This is a genomic window from Georgenia sp. Z1491 (genome assembly GCF_049856175.1).
Taxonomy (GTDB): domain Bacteria; phylum Actinomycetota; class Actinomycetes; order Actinomycetales; family Actinomycetaceae; genus JB111.
Window position 1 is genome coordinate 196516 of record NZ_JBNDNA010000006.1, and the last position, 13679, is coordinate 210194.

A 13679-nucleotide genomic window follows, 5' to 3' on the forward strand; every position below is an offset into this window, starting at 1 on the left:
CTCAGTGGACGGTGACGGCCGGTGCCGCACCGGCCACGTCCTCGAGCCCCTGCTCGGACGCGATGCGGTTCGCCTCCGCGATGAGCGTCTCGACGATCTGCTCCTCGGGCACGGTCCGGATGACCTCGCCCTTGACGAAGATCTGCCCCTTGCCGTTGCCGGAGGCGACCCCGAGGTCGGCCTCGCGGGCCTCGCCCGGACCGTTGACGACGCACCCCATGACGGCCACCCGCAGCGGCACGGTGAGGTCCTTCAGGCCCTCGGTGACCTCCTCGGCGAGCGTGTAGACGTCGACCTGCGCGCGCCCGCACGAGGGGCACGAGACGATCTCCAGCGTCCGCGGTCGCAGGTTGAGAGACTCCAGGATCTGGTTGCCGACCTTGATCTCCTCGACCGGCGGGGCGGACAGCGAGACCCGGATCGTGTCGCCGATGCCCTTCGACAGCAGGGAGCCGAACGCGACGGAGGACTTGATCGTGCCCTGGAACGCCGGGCCCGCCTCGGTCACGCCGAGGTGCAGCGGCCAGTCGCCCGCCTCGGCCAGCAGCTCGTACGCGCGCACCATGACGACCGGGTCGTTGTGCTTGACCGAGATCTTGAAGTCGTGGAAGTCGTGCTCCTCGAACAGCGACGCCTCCCAGACGGCCGACTCGACGAGGGCCTCCGGGGTCGCGGAGCCGTACTTCTTCAGCAGGCGCGGGTCCAGCGAGCCGGCGTTGACGCCGATCCGGATCGACGTGCCGTGGTCCTTCGCCGCCTGGGCGATCTCCTTGACCTGGTCGTCGAACTTGCGGATGTTGCCCGGGTTGACGCGCACGGCGCCGCAGCCGGCCTCGATCGCGGCGTAGACGTACTTCGGCTGGAAGTGGATGTCCGCGATGACGGGGATCGTCGACTTCGCGGCGATGACCTTCAGCGCCTCGGCGTCCTTGTCCGTGGGGCAGGCGACACGGACGATGTCGCAGCCGGTGGCCACGAGCTCCGCGATCTGCTGGAGGGTGGCGCCGATGTCGTGGGTCTTCGTCGTCGTCATGGACTGGACCGAGACCGGCGCGCCGTCGCCGACGGGGACGTCGCCCACCATGATGCGGCGGGTCTTGCGCCGCGGCGCCAGCACGGGCGGCGGCTGCTTGACGGTGGGGATGCCGAGATCGATGGGGACGCTCACGACCCCAGTATCGCACCGCGGTCCAGCCTCGGCCCAGGGGCGAGACCGGAGCCACGCGGGCGGGGCGACGCGCGCCACGTACACCGCGGCCCGGCCCTGCGGGCGAGCGTCAACCGATCAGCGACACCGGTACGACGATGTCCGCGACGATGAGCAGCACGGTCATCACGATCATGAACGCGACGACGACGTACGTCAGCGGAAGCAGCCTGGCCGTGTCCGCCGGGCCGGGGTCCGGCCGGCCGCGCAGCCGTGCGACCGCGCGCCTGAGCCCCTCCCACAGGGCGCCGGCCACGTGCCCGCCGTCCAGCGGCAGCAGCGGGACGAGGTTGAACACGAAGAGCGTCATGTTGAGGGCGCCGAGCAGGGAGAGCAGGTCGGCGAAGCGCTGGACGCCCGTGTACTCGGGTGCCTCGACGGAGGCGATCTCGCCGGCGAACCGGCCCACGCCCACGAGCCCGACGACGCCGGGGTCGCGCTCCTGGAGGCCGAGCGTGGCCCGGCCGATGTCCACCAGCGCGACGGGCAGCCGGGCGATGATCTCGGCCGTGCCGGAGAGCTGCTCCCACGCGATGCCGGGCACCTCGGTCGGCGAGAGCCGCTCCTGCGCGAACGCGGGCCCGATGCCGACGTAGGGCATCGCCTGCGTCCCGCCGCCCTCGGCCGGCCGCTGGACGACCTCGGGGGCCACGCTCAGCGTGACCTCCTCGCCTCCCCGGCGCACGACGACGTCGGTCGCACCCGTCCCGCCGGCCGCGATGGTCTCCTGGACGTCCGCCCACTCCTCGACCTCGGTGCCGCCCCAGGAGACGATCTCGTCGCCGGGCAGCAGGCCCGCGTCCGCGCCCGGTCCGGGCAGGCAGTCGGGGGCGCCGGGCGTGGGCTGCGCCGTCGGGCTCTCGTCCGTGCCGTCCCCGTCGGTGCCGGCCGGCGCCGCGGCGACGCACTCCTGAACCGAGTCCAGAGTAGTCGTGGGCGAGGAGATGCCGATCCCGCACACGACGATCGCCAGCAGGACCACGGACAGCACGAGGTTGACGAGCGGGCCGCCCATCATGACGACGATCTTCTTGCCCACCGGCAGGCGGTGGAACGCGCGGTGCTCCTGACCGGGCGGCACCTCCTCCGCGGAGATCTCGCGCGCCTCCTGCGGCAGCGTCGGCCGGCCGTCCGCGCGGTGGGTGCGCCGGCCGGGGCGGGCGGGTGCGAACATGCCGGCGAGCGTGACGAACCCGCCGAGCGGGATCGCCTTGAGCCCGTACTCGGTCTCGCCGCGGCGCGTCGACCACAGGGTGGGCCCGAAGCCGACGAAGTAGCGCGGGACGAGGACGCCGAACCGCTTGGCGGGGACGAGGTGGCCGAGCTCGTGCAGGCCGATCGAGACGACGAGACCGACCGCGAGGACGAGGACCCCGAGGAGGAAGCTCACGCGGCGCCGGCGAGCTCGCGGGCACGGGTGCGGGCCCAGGCCTCGGCGGCCTCGACGTCGTCGAGGCTCGGGCGCTGCGCGCCGTCGTGCTCGGCGAGGACGCGCTCGACGACGTCGAGGATCCCCAGGTAGGGCAGCCGGCCGGCGATGAAGCCGGCCACGGCCTCCTCGTTGGCAGCGTTGACGACCGCGGGGTGGGTGGCCGACGCGGTCAGGGCCGAGCGGACGAGCGAGACCGCGGAGAACGTGGCGTCGTCGAGCGGCTCGAACGTCCAGGAGGTCGCGGCGTCCCACGCGCACGGGGTCGCCACCCCGGGCAGGCGGCGGGGCCAGGACAGGCCGAGCGCGATCGGCAGGCGCATGTCCGGCGGCGAGGCCTGGGCCAGCGTGGAGCCGTCGACCGTCTCGATCATCGAGTGGACGATCGACTGCGGGTGGACGACGACGGTGATGTCCCCGGGCTCGACGTCGAACAGGAGCGAGGCCTCGACGAGCTCGAGAGCCTTGTTCATCAGCGTGGAGGAGTTGATGGTGACGACCGGGCCCATCGCCCAGGTGGGGTGCGCGAGCGCCTGGTCGACAGTGACGTCGGCGAGCTGGTCGCGCGTGCGGCCGCGGAACGGGCCGCCCGACGCGGTGAGGATCAGCCGACGCACGTCGCTGACGCCGGTGACCACGGGCGAGGTGAGCCCCTTCTCGTGCCGCACTCCCCCGAGCGCCTGGGCCATCGCCGAGTGCTCGGAGTCGACGGGGATGATCTGGCCGGGCCGCGTGAGCGCGTCGGCGACGAGCGCACCGCCGGCGACGAGGGACTCCTTGTTGGCGAGCGCGAGGGTGGCGCCCGAGGCGAGCGCGGCCAGGGTGGGGCGCAGGCCGACCGATCCGGTGATCCCGTTGAGCACGACGGCGGACGGCGGCTTCCAGCGCGCGTCCGGCCCGCCGGCCTCCGGCGACCTGCTGTCGCCGAACGTGCTGTCGCCGAGCGTGCGGTCGTCGGCGTCGAGCATGCCCGCCATCTGCGTGGCGGCGTCGGGGCCGGCGAGGATCTCGGGCAGCGCGGCACCCGGGCCGAGCGCGCGGGTGAGCGCCTCGCGGACGGCGGGCAGGGCGGAGTCGTCCGCGACGCCGACGACGTCCGGCCGGTGCGCGGCGACCTGCTCGGCGAGAAGCTCGGGCCGCGACCCGGACGCGGCCAGCGCGCGGACGACGAACCGGCCCGGCTCGTCGGCGTCGGCGCGGCGAAGGACGTCGAGCGCCTGCGTGCCGATCGAACCGGTGGAGCCGAGGAGGACGACCTCGGTGGTCATGCGCGCGCGAGGACGACCTCGACCACGCGGTCGAGATAGACGTCGACGACGGCCTCGTCGTAGGCCTTCTTCCCCTGCGCGGGCGGGAACGTCACGGAGCGCACGTCCTCGGCCCGCAACCCCTCGCCCGTCTCGAGGTAGTCCTCGACCCGGCCGAGGAACGCGTCGACGGCGGGGGCGGCGTAGCCGGTGGTCCGGGCACGCACGAACCGCTCCCGCTCGGGGCGGCCCAGGCGCGGGAGCAGCGACTCGGTGAGGCCGTCGAGGTGGTTGCGCCAGCTCTCGTCGCCCCCCTCGGCGACGGTCTGCTGCCGGCGGCGACGCGTGTGGCTCTCCTCGAGCCGGTCGAGCGCGAGGTCGACCTGCTCGGGGTCGTACCCGGCGGGCACGAGGTCGAACGCGGCCTGCCGGACGGCGGTCTCGTCGATACCGCCGTCGACGTCCCGGGCACGGGTGAAGAAGTCGTCGACCTGCTCGGGGTCGTAGCCGTCCTCCCGGCGCGAGACCCGTGCGAAACCCCTCATGCGTCCTGTCCCTTCGTGGGCTGATCGATGACCTCGGCCGCGAGCTGGCCGCAGGCGCCGTCGATGTCGGACCCGCGCGTGTCTCGCACGGTGGTCGGGATGCCGGCGTCCCGCAGCTCGGCGACGAAGGCGGCCTCGACGTCCCGCTCGGAGGCCGTCCAGATCGAGCCCGGCGTGGGGTTGAGCGGGATCGGGTTGACGTGCACCCAGCCCTTGCCGCGCCTGTTCAGCTCCTCGGCCAGGAGGCGGCCGCGCCAGGCGTGGTCGTTCATGTCCTTGATGAGGGCGTACTCGATCGAGACCCGGCGGCCGGTGGCCTCGAAGTAGCGGCGGGCGGCGTCGAGGAGCTCACCGACCTTCCACCGCGAGTTGATCGGGATGAGCTCGTCGCGGAGCTCGTCGTCGGGGGCGTGCAGGGAGACCGCGAGCGTGACGGGGATGCCGGTGGCGGCGAGCTTGTCGATCGCGGGCACGAGGCCGACGGTGGAGACGGTGATGTTGCGGGCGGACATGCCCAGGCCCGCGGGCGCGGGGTCGACCATGCGGCGCACGGCGCCGATGACGGCCTTGTAGTTGGCCATCGGCTCGCCCATGCCCATGAAGACGACGTTGCTCAGGCGGGTGGGCCCGCCCGCGAGCTCACCGTCGCGGCAGGCCGCGGCGGCGAGGCGCACCTGCTCGACGATCTCCGCCGTCGAGAGGTTGCGGGTCAGGCCCTGCTGGCCGGTCGCGCAGAAGGGGCAGGCCATGCCGCAGCCCGCCTGCGAGGACACGCACAGCGTGGAGCGCGACGTGTAGCGCATGAGCACGGACTCCACGATCGCGCCGTCGAACAGGCGCCACACGGACTTCACCGTGGCGCCGCCGTCGGCCTCGAGGTCCCGGACGCGGGTGACCAGGGGCGGGAGCAGGGTGCCGGCGAGCTGGTCGCGGGCGGCGGCCGGCAGGTCGGTCATGCGCGCCGGGTCGTTCGTCAGGTGCGTGAAGTAGTGCCGGGAGAGCTGGTCGGCGCGGAAGGCCGGCAGGCCGAGCTCCTTGGCGACGCCGGCACGCTCGTCGACGGCGAGGTCCGCCAGGTGCCGGGGCGGCTTGCCGCGACGCTTCGCGGTGAAGGTGAGCTGGAGCCGCTCGCCGGGGGCGGCGCCCTCGAGGGCGGGGCGGACCTGGCGGCCGGAGTCGGTTGCTGAAGCGGTGCGGGCGCGGTCGGCGGTGCGGGTACCGGTGCGAGCGCGGTCGGCGGGGCGGGGGTCGACGCCGGCGGCGTTCGCGGCGCGGGTGCGAGCGCCGTCGCCGGCGCCGGCGGCGCGCTCGGGCTTCGCGGGCGCAGCCACGGCCGTGCGCGCGGGTGCGTCCGCCCCGACGTCGGCGGGGGTGCTGGGCGGGTTCTCGGTCGTCATGGCGCGCTCAGTGTCTCACCCACGACCGCGCGGGTCAGCCCGCGGCCCGGGCGAGCGGGCCGAGTGTGAGGTAGACGAGCGGGAGCGTGACGATGATCGAGTCGATGCGGTCGAGGAGCCCGCCGTGACCGGGCAGCAGGTTCGACATGTCCTTGACCCCGAGGTCGCGCTTGAGCAGGGACTCGGCGAGGTCCCCGGTCGTGGCGGTACCCACCGCCACGAGCCCCAGCCCGACGGCGAGCCACACGGGGTGGCCGAGGACCACGGAGACGAGTAGGTAGGACATGAGGACGCAGGCGACGACGGACCCGGCGACCCCCTCCCACGACTTCTTGGGCGAGATGGTGGGCGCCACCGGGTGCCTGCCGAACAGGATTCCCGCGATGTACCCGCCGGTGTCGTTCGCGGCGGCCAGCAGCGCGACGGTGAGCACGAGCAGGACGCCGTCCTCCATGCGCACGAGCAGCACCGCGAACGAGACGAGGAACGGGACGTAGGTGAGGACGAAGACGTCGGCCGCGGCGTCCCGGACACCGTTGGTGCCGCGGCGCGCGAGGACGGCGACGGTGACGACGAGGGCCACCGAGCCGGCGTACGCCGCCAGGAGCCCCTCCTCCCCCGCGAACCAGGTGGCGACCACCATGGCGGCACCGCCGACCGAGACCGGGCCCCGCGCGATGTCGATGTGCCGCTGCGCCGCGGCCTCGGTCAGCTCGAACGTGCCCAGGACGCCGACGACCGCGACGAGCGCGACGAACGGCTCGGGGCGGAACGCGAGGGAGGCGACGAGCAGGAGGATGAGCCCGACGCCGACGGGGATGGCCCGGCTGAGCTCGCGCCCGGCCCGCGGCCCGGGCTTGACCGGCGGCCCGGCGGCGGGCGGCGGCGCCGTCGTCGGAACGTCCATGCTGGTGAGACCCTCGCAGTCAGACCTCGAGGAGGTCCTTCTCCTTGGCCTCGACGATCTGGTCGATCGTCTCGACGTGGCGCTTCGTCAGGGCGTCGAGCTCCTTCTCGGCGCGTACGCCCTCGTCCTCGCCGACCTCGCCGTCCTTGACGAGGCGGTCGAGCTCCTCCTTGGCCTTGCGGCGGACGGCGCGCACCGAGATGCGGGCGTCCTCGGCCTCGTTGCGGGCGAGCCGGACGTAGTCGCGACGGCGGTCCTCGGTCAGCGACGGCAGAAGGACGCGCAGCACGTTGCCGTCGTCGGTCGGGTTGACGCCGAGGTCGGAGGCCCGCAGCGCCTTGTCGATCGCCGCGGAGGCGCCGCGGTCGTACGGGGAGATGAGGACGGTGCGCGCCTCGGGGATCTGCAGCGACGCGAGCTGCTGCAGCGGCGTCGGGGCGCCGTAGTAGTCCACGAGGATCGCGTTGAACATCGCGGCGTTCGCGCGGCCGGTGCGGATGTTGCCCATCCGGTCGCGGGCCACCTCGACGGCCTTGTCCATCTTGTCCTCGGCCTCGAGCAGGGTCTCGTCGATCACGTGGTCACTCCTTGCTTGTCTCGCCGGCGGTCACCAGCGTGCCGATCTTCTCACCCAGCAGGGCGCGGGTGACGTTACCGGCCTCGGTCATGCCGAACACGCGCATGGCCAGCCCGTTGTCCATGCACAGGGCGAACGCCGCCGCGTCGACGACCTTGAGGCCGCGCGCGAGCGCGTCGGCGTAGGTGAGGTGGTCGAGCCTGACGGCGCCGGGGTCCGTGCGCGGGTCGGCCGTGTAGACGCCGTCGACACCGTTCTTGCCGACGAGCACCTCGTCGCAGTGCGTCTCCAGGGCGCGCTGCGCGGTGACGGTGTCCGTCGAGAAGTAGGGCATGCCGGCACCCGCGCCGAACACGACGACGCGGCCCTTCTCCATGTGCCGGATCGCGCGGAGCGGGATGTAGGGCTCCGCGACCTGCCCCATCGTGATGGCGGTCTGGACGCGGGTGCGCACCCCCGACTGCTCGAGGAAGTCCTGGAGCGCGAGGGCGTTCATCACGGTGCCGAGCATGCCCATGTAGTCGGCGCGCGAGCGGTCGAGCCCGCGGGCGCTCAGCTCGGCGCCGCGGAAGAAGTTGCCGCCGCCGACGACGATGGCGATCTCGACGCCGCGGCGGTGGGCGTCGGCGATCTCGCGGGCCACGCGCAGCACGACGTCGGGGTCGAGCCCGACCTCCCCGCCGCCGAAGACCTCGCCGGACAGCTTGAGCATCACGCGCCGCGGCCGCGGCTCACCGCCGGGTCCGCCGGCAGGCGGTACGGGGCTCGCGTGGGGGTCGGGGGTCACGGTCATCGTGGCTGGGCTCCTTCGTACGCGCGGGTCGGTGGACGGGGCTCGGATAGGCGGGTGGCCCCGGACCATGCGGTCCGGGGCCACCTCTCACACCTGGTCAGGCTCCGACGCGGAAGCGGGCGTAGCCCGTCACCGTGCCGCCCGAGGCGCCGACGACCTGGGCGACCGTCTGCTTCGGGTCCTTGGCGAACGCCTGGTCCAGCAGCACGTTCTCCTTGTAGAAGCCGTTCATCCGGCCCTCGACGATCTTCGGCAGAGCCTGCTCCGGCTTGCCCTCGGCGCGGGAGGTCTCCTCCGCGAGGCGTCGCTCGTTCTCGACGGTCTCGGCGGGGACGTCCTCGCGGCTGAGGTAGGTCGGCGAGTATGCGGCGACGTGCAGGGCGACGTCGTGCGCGGCCTCGGCGCCCGCGGCGTCCGTGGCGACCATGACGCCGACCTGCGGCGGGAGGTCCTTGGCCGTGCGGTGCAGGTAGGACGCGACCTTGGCGCCCTCCAGCCGCTCGACCCGGCGGACCTCGATCTTCTCGCCGATGGTGGCGGCGAGGTTCTCCACGGCGTCCTTGACGGTGCCGTCGCCCGAGGGGGCGGCCAGCAGCGTCTCGACGTCCGTGGCGCCGGAGGCCACCGCGGCGGCGAGCACGGCGTCCGCCAGCGCGACGAACTTCTCGTTCTTCGACACGAAGTCCGTCTCGCAGTTGACCTCGACCATCGTGCCGATCTCGCCCGCGCCGCCGGCGCTGACGTCGATGGCGACGAGCCCGTCGGAGGCCGCACGGCTCTCGCGCTTGGCGATGCCCTTCAGCCCCTTGACGCGGATGATCTCGGTGGCCTTCTCCTTGTCACCGTCCGCCTCGACGAGAGCGTTCTTGACGTCGAGCATGCCGGCGCCCGTCGACTCGCGCAGGGCCTTGATGTCGGCCGCGGTGTAGTTGGCCATGGGTTCCTCTCTGTGCAGGTGGACGTCAGTTGGCGGTGGTGTCGGTGGAGCCCTCGGAGGCGGGCTCCTCGGTGGCTCCCGTCGCCCCGGGGGTCGGCGCCGCACCGGCGGCGGGCGCGACCTCCTCGGCCGGGGCTGCGGCCTCGGCCGGGGCCGGCTGGGCGGTCGGCTCCTCGGTGGCTACGGCCTCGGTCGGTGCCGAGCCCTGCTCGACCGGCGCCGCCGGGGTGGCGGGCGCGTCGGTGGCGACGGCCGCGGTCGGGGCCTGGGCGGCGGTGGCGTCGGCCGCCGGCGCCTCGGTGGCGGGGGCCGCGGTGGCCGGCGCCTCGGTGGCGGGGGCCGCCGTGGCCGGAGCTGCGGCGTCGGACTCGTGAGCGGCGAGGAGCTCGCGCTCCCACTCGGCGAGCGGCTCCGCGCCGTCGGCCTCGGCACCCTTGGCGCCACCGTGACGAACGACGAGGCCGTCGGCCGCAGCGTCCGCGATCACGCGGGTGAGCAGCGCGACGGAACGGATCGCGTCGTCGTTGCCCGGGATGCGGTAGTCGACCTCGTCCGGGTCGCAGTTGGTGTCGAGGATCGCGACGACCGGGATGTTGAGCTTGCGCGCCTCGGAGACCGCGAGGTGCTCCTTCTTGGTGTCGACGATCCACACCGCCGACGGGATCTTGCCCATGTCGCGGATACCGCCGAGGGTGCGCTCGAGCTTGTCCTTCTCGCGGCGCATCATGAGCAGCTCCTTCTTCGTGTGGTGGGAACCCGCCACATCGTCGAAGTCGAGCTGCTCGAGCTCCTTGAGCCGCTGCAGGCGCTGGTGCACCGTGGAGAAGTTGGTCAGCATGCCGCCGAGCCAGCGGTGGTTGACGAAGGGCATGCCCACGCGGCGGGCCTGCTCCTCGATCGCCTGCTGCGCCTGCTTCTTGGTGCCGATGAACAGGATGGTCCCGCCGTGCGAGACGGTCTCCTTGACGAACTCGTAGGTCCGGTCGATCTCGGCGAGCGACTGCTGAAGGTCGATGATGTAGATGCCGTTGCGCTCCGTGAGGATGAAGCGCTTCATCTTGGGGTTCCAGCGGCGCGTCTGGTGACCGAAGTGGACACCGGACTCGAGCAGCTGACGCATGGACACGACGGCCATGGCTCTTCCTTTCGGCGCGGGATCGCCCGCGCGCGTTCGGCCCCGACGCTCGGCGGCGGGGCCCTCTCCGTGGTTGTCGGTCGAGACCGGGTGGTCACGACCCCTGGTGCCCGCGACGTCGGCGCCCGCCAGGCGGGACCGCTGCCGATCGCCCCGTCGACCGAGGCCGTCCGCGCGAGGCGGGGGCTGGTGCGACGGTGTGCAGGCACGCGAAGTCGACCGGCCAGAGACCGGTCGCCCACTCATCGTAGCGGAGCGCGGCACCGCGCCGCTCGCCACCTGGTGCGTCGTGCGACTCACCCGGGAGTCTCCGCAGGGCGCCGACAGACCCACACCCCCTGTCGCCGCAGGCCTGTCCACCGCCCGTCGTACGGCTGCGGACGCACTCGGCCCTCGCGTGCTCATCTTTCTGGCATGACCGCGCACCGACCACCCCGCCCCGGCCGCGACGACGCACGTCGCGCCGTTCTCGTTCTCGCCCTCGCGCTGTGCCTGAGCCTGCTCGGGGCACGCGCGCCCACGGCGTCGGGAACGCTCGGCACGGAACCTTTCCCCGACGTCGGGCCGGCTGCCGGCCGCTCCCTCCCGCTGGGGCCTTCGCTCGCACTCGAGGTCGCCGCGCGCTATGCGGCCTCCGACGACACCGGAGCCCCAGGACGTGCCGGTGCCGTCGGGAGTGCGGGGGCCTTCGGTGGTGGCGCCGCCGTCGGCAGTGCCGGTGCTGGTAGCGCGCCGTCCAGCGAGGCCTCGAGCTCATTGGTGAACTACGACTGGCCGACCGGTGGTCCCGTCCGCGTGGTCGCCCCCTTCGAGGGGTCGGCGACGCCGTACGGCCCCGGACATCGTGGCGTGGACCTGGATGTCCGGCCGGGGACGGTCATCCTCGCGGCAGCCGACGGGATCGTCGCATTCAGGGGCTCCGTCGCCGACCGGCCGGTGATCTCCATCGATCATGCCGACGGGATCCGGACGACCTATGAGCCCGTCAGCAGCTCCCTGTCCACGGGGGACGCGGTCGCAGGTGGTGACCCGATCGGCACCCTTACGGCCGGCCACTGCCCGCCACCCGGTTGCCTGCACTGGGGTGCTCGGCACGGGAGCCACGACTACGTCGACCCGATGTCGCTGATCGGGGACGCGCCGCAACCGGTCCGACTGCTGCCGTTCGGCGGGTGACACCGGTCGGCGCACCGATTGCGCGGTCGTCGTAGCGCCCACCCTGCAACGTGCGGTGACTTGCGTGCGGTCGGGAGTTCGCCGACGTCCGGCCACTCATTCACCGTGGGCCCGCTCGCGGGTGGTGGTTGTCGTGGGCACGGTTTTTCCCCAGGTCAGGGTGGGTGGTGGATGTGGCGTAGTTGTCCACAGATTCGGGCATTTCGCTTGTCCTCGAATATGTGTTCGAGTAGAATTGGGGTAGTCGGTTCGAGTGGCACGAGGAGGTGCGGGGGCAGTGGCTGAGGACGTGAGTGTGGACCAGGAGTGGTCGGCTCTGGAGGAGCTGCTCTCCGCGCAGATCGAGGCCTGGCTCGCCACGAAGGCAACCCAGAACGACGCCGCCTCTGAGACCGACCCTGATTCCGATGTCGCCGGGGCCGGGGAGGTCAGCGACGCCGTCGGGTGCGATGCCGATGCGGGCGCCGACGCCGACGATGCCGATGCGGACGCCGAGGACGTCGCCGGTACCGATGCCGCAGTCGAGGACGTCAACGACGAGACCCGTGGCTGCGCGGTCACTGACAGTGACGACGACGGGGCAGACCTCGACGAGGACGGGGCAGACCTCGACGAGGAGGAGCACGACCTGCCCGCGGCGCCCACGCTCATCCACGCTGACGCCGTCGAGCGGGGCGTCGTCGGGCACGTTCGTGAGCCTGTGTCGTCGGTGGGTGTGGTCGGTGGGGTGCGGGAGATCGTGGCTCAGCTCGACGAGCTCAGCCAGGCTCGCGTGGGGGACCTGTCCGGGCAGGAAGCGATCGAGGTGTTGGAGAGCATCGAGGCCGCCGAACGACGACTGACCGCGCTCCGGGCCGCCGCCACCGCGAAGGTCGAGGCCGATGGTGTGTGGGCGTTGGAGGGGCAGCGGTCGTTCCGGACCTGGTTGCGGGACCGGACCGGGACCAGCGTGGCGGTGGCGGGTCGGCAGGCCCGGCAGGCGCGCGCGCTGCGCGACGATCTGGCCCTGGCGCATGGGGCGCTGTCCGCGGGGCGGATCAGTGTCGAGGGGTCTGCTGAAGGTTTCGTTGACTTCGGGGTTAGGCCGCCAGCGCGACGGCCTGGTGGTGGACGAGTTCGTATTCAACCGGAGTGAGCTTGCCGAGTCGACGTTGCCGTCGGCGACGGTGGTAGGTCCGTTCGATCCAGTGCACGATCGCGAGCCGGAGCTCGTCGCGGGTGGCCCATCGCTTCCGGTCGAGCACGTTGTTCTGCAGCGTGGCGAAGAAGCTTTCCATCGCCGCGTTGTCCCCGGCAGCCCCGACCCGGCCCATGGAACCGATGAGGCCGCGATGCTTGAGAGCGAGCTGAAATTTCCGGGAACGAAACTGCGAGCCTCTGTCACTGTGGACGATGCAGCCAGCCACCGCGGCCGCTCCCTGGCGGCGCGCGACCGCGTCTCGTACGGCTGCTACGGCCAGGTCGGATGTCATGCGGGCATCGAGGGCGTAGCCGACGATTCTCCCCGAGCAGGCGTCCTTGACGGCACAGAGGTAGACCTTGCCCTCACCGGTGCGATGCTCGGTGATATCGGTCAACCACTTCGCATTGACGCTCTCGGCGGTGAAGTCCCGCTCGAGCAGGTCATCGCATACCGGCGGGCCGGGCCTGCCGTAGCGCTTCTTCCGTCGCACTGTGGCAGAGAAGAGCCGCTGCTGGGAGCACAGCCGCCATACGCGCCGCTCCGAGACCACGTGACCGGCGGCCTGGAGCTCGTCGGCGATGAACCGGTGCCCGAACTCCGGATCGTCGGCGTGGATGTCGTAGGCCGCATTGAGCAGATACGCCTCGTCGACGTCCCGAGCACTGACAGGGTTCGCGCGCCACTGGTAGAACCCCTGCTTGGAGAAGCCGAGCACCCGGCAGGTCACCGCGACCGGGATTCCGGCAGCAGCAAGGTCAAGGACCAGCGGGTAGATCATTTTGGGCGCGACTGCCCAGGACCGAGATTGGCCCGCGAGAGATACGCGGTCGCCTTGCGCAGGACCTCGTTCTCCTGCTCCAGCTCCCGGATCCGTTTCAGCATCCGCGTCTGCTCACCACCGTCCCCGGCGCTCTGCCCGCGAGCTGGCTCGAAGCCGCGTTCTCGCAGGCGAGACTCGTTGACCCAGGCCTGCAGCGCCGACTTCGACATCCCGAGGTCGTGACAGACCTGCTTCTGAGTCATTCCCTGATCCAGCAGCTCCAACGCGCTGGCCTTGAGCTCTTCTGAGTAGATCTTCGGCACGAGGACCATCCTCTCCGCTCCGCAGAGCAGTCAGGAAGTCAACCGAACCCTCAGCAGACCCGA

At 72.3% G+C, this 13679-nt stretch carries 13 protein-coding genes; 2 read left to right on the forward strand and 11 right to left on the reverse strand.

Annotated elements, in window-relative coordinates; all coding sequences use genetic code 11:
• Position 1: 1 nt before the first annotated feature.
• From ispG to rpsB, 10 genes are all read right to left on the reverse strand, one after another.
• Positions 2-1168 (reverse strand): flavodoxin-dependent (E)-4-hydroxy-3-methylbut-2-enyl-diphosphate synthase, encoded by a 1167-nt coding sequence (ispG, locus tag ACPYO4_RS08460; protein ID WP_425708782.1) that lies wholly within the window; start codon positions 1166-1168, stop codon positions 2-4.
• A gap of 109 nt (positions 1169-1277) precedes the next feature.
• Positions 1278-2597: a M50 family metallopeptidase gene (locus tag ACPYO4_RS08465; protein ID WP_425708783.1), complete on the reverse strand. Its 1320-nt coding sequence runs from the start codon at positions 2595-2597 to the stop codon at positions 1278-1280.
• Entirely contained in the window at positions 2594-3904 is a 1311-nt protein-coding gene (locus tag ACPYO4_RS08470) for a 1-deoxy-D-xylulose-5-phosphate reductoisomerase (RefSeq protein WP_425708784.1), read from the reverse strand. Before ACPYO4_RS08470 ends, ACPYO4_RS08465 begins: the two co-directional genes overlap by 4 nt.
• Entirely contained in the window at positions 3901-4428 is a 528-nt protein-coding gene (locus ACPYO4_RS08475; RefSeq protein WP_425708785.1) for a DivIVA domain-containing protein, read from the reverse strand. The genes ACPYO4_RS08470 and ACPYO4_RS08475 overlap by 4 nt, the downstream gene beginning before the upstream one ends.
• A complete protein-coding gene (gene rlmN / locus ACPYO4_RS08480; RefSeq protein ID WP_425708786.1) occupies positions 4425-5825 on the reverse strand; it encodes a 23S rRNA (adenine(2503)-C(2))-methyltransferase RlmN in 1401 nt (466 codons plus the stop codon). Before rlmN ends, ACPYO4_RS08475 begins: the two co-directional genes overlap by 4 nt.
• Positions 5826-5859: 34 nt before the next feature.
• The gene (locus ACPYO4_RS08485; protein ID WP_425708787.1) at positions 5860-6732 is read right to left on the reverse strand and encodes a phosphatidate cytidylyltransferase; all 873 of its coding nucleotides are present in this window, start codon (positions 6730-6732) and stop codon (positions 5860-5862) included.
• Between the two features lie 19 nt (positions 6733-6751).
• Entirely contained in the window at positions 6752-7309 is a 558-nt protein-coding gene (gene frr / locus ACPYO4_RS08490; protein ID WP_425708788.1) for a ribosome recycling factor, read from the reverse strand.
• Between the two features lie 4 nt (positions 7310-7313).
• Positions 7314-8021, reverse strand: coding sequence for a UMP kinase (pyrH, locus tag ACPYO4_RS08495; protein ID WP_425708797.1), 708 nt, complete (start codon positions 8019-8021; stop codon positions 7314-7316).
• A 178-nt stretch (positions 8022-8199) separates the two neighbouring features.
• A complete protein-coding gene (gene tsf / locus ACPYO4_RS08500; protein WP_425708789.1) occupies positions 8200-9039 on the reverse strand; it encodes a translation elongation factor Ts in 840 nt (279 codons plus the stop codon).
• A 25-nt stretch (positions 9040-9064) separates the two neighbouring features.
• On the reverse strand, positions 9065-10174 hold the full coding sequence (rpsB, locus tag ACPYO4_RS08505; RefSeq protein ID WP_425708790.1) for a 30S ribosomal protein S2: 1110 nt from the start codon (positions 10172-10174) through the stop codon (positions 9065-9067).
• 414 nt (positions 10175-10588) lie between these two features.
• Here rpsB and ACPYO4_RS08510 point away from each other — a divergent pair, with 414 nt between their 5' ends.
• Entirely contained in the window at positions 10589-11350 is a 762-nt protein-coding gene (locus ACPYO4_RS08510) for a murein hydrolase activator EnvC family protein (protein WP_425708791.1), read from the forward strand.
• A gap of 277 nt (positions 11351-11627) precedes the next feature.
• Positions 11628-12485, forward strand: a complete 858-nt coding sequence (locus ACPYO4_RS08515) for a DUF222 domain-containing protein (protein WP_425708792.1) — start codon at positions 11628-11630, stop codon at positions 12483-12485.
• Here ACPYO4_RS08515 and ACPYO4_RS08520 read toward each other — a convergent pair.
• Positions 12430-13616 (reverse strand): IS3 family transposase gene (locus ACPYO4_RS08520; RefSeq protein WP_425708379.1). Its coding sequence is split into 2 segments (ribosomal slippage): positions 12430-13337 and positions 13337-13616, totalling 1188 coding nucleotides; the frame shifts between segments, so codons are not numbered across the junction. The genes ACPYO4_RS08515 and ACPYO4_RS08520 overlap by 56 nt on opposite strands.
• Positions 13617-13679: the final 63 nt, after the last annotated feature.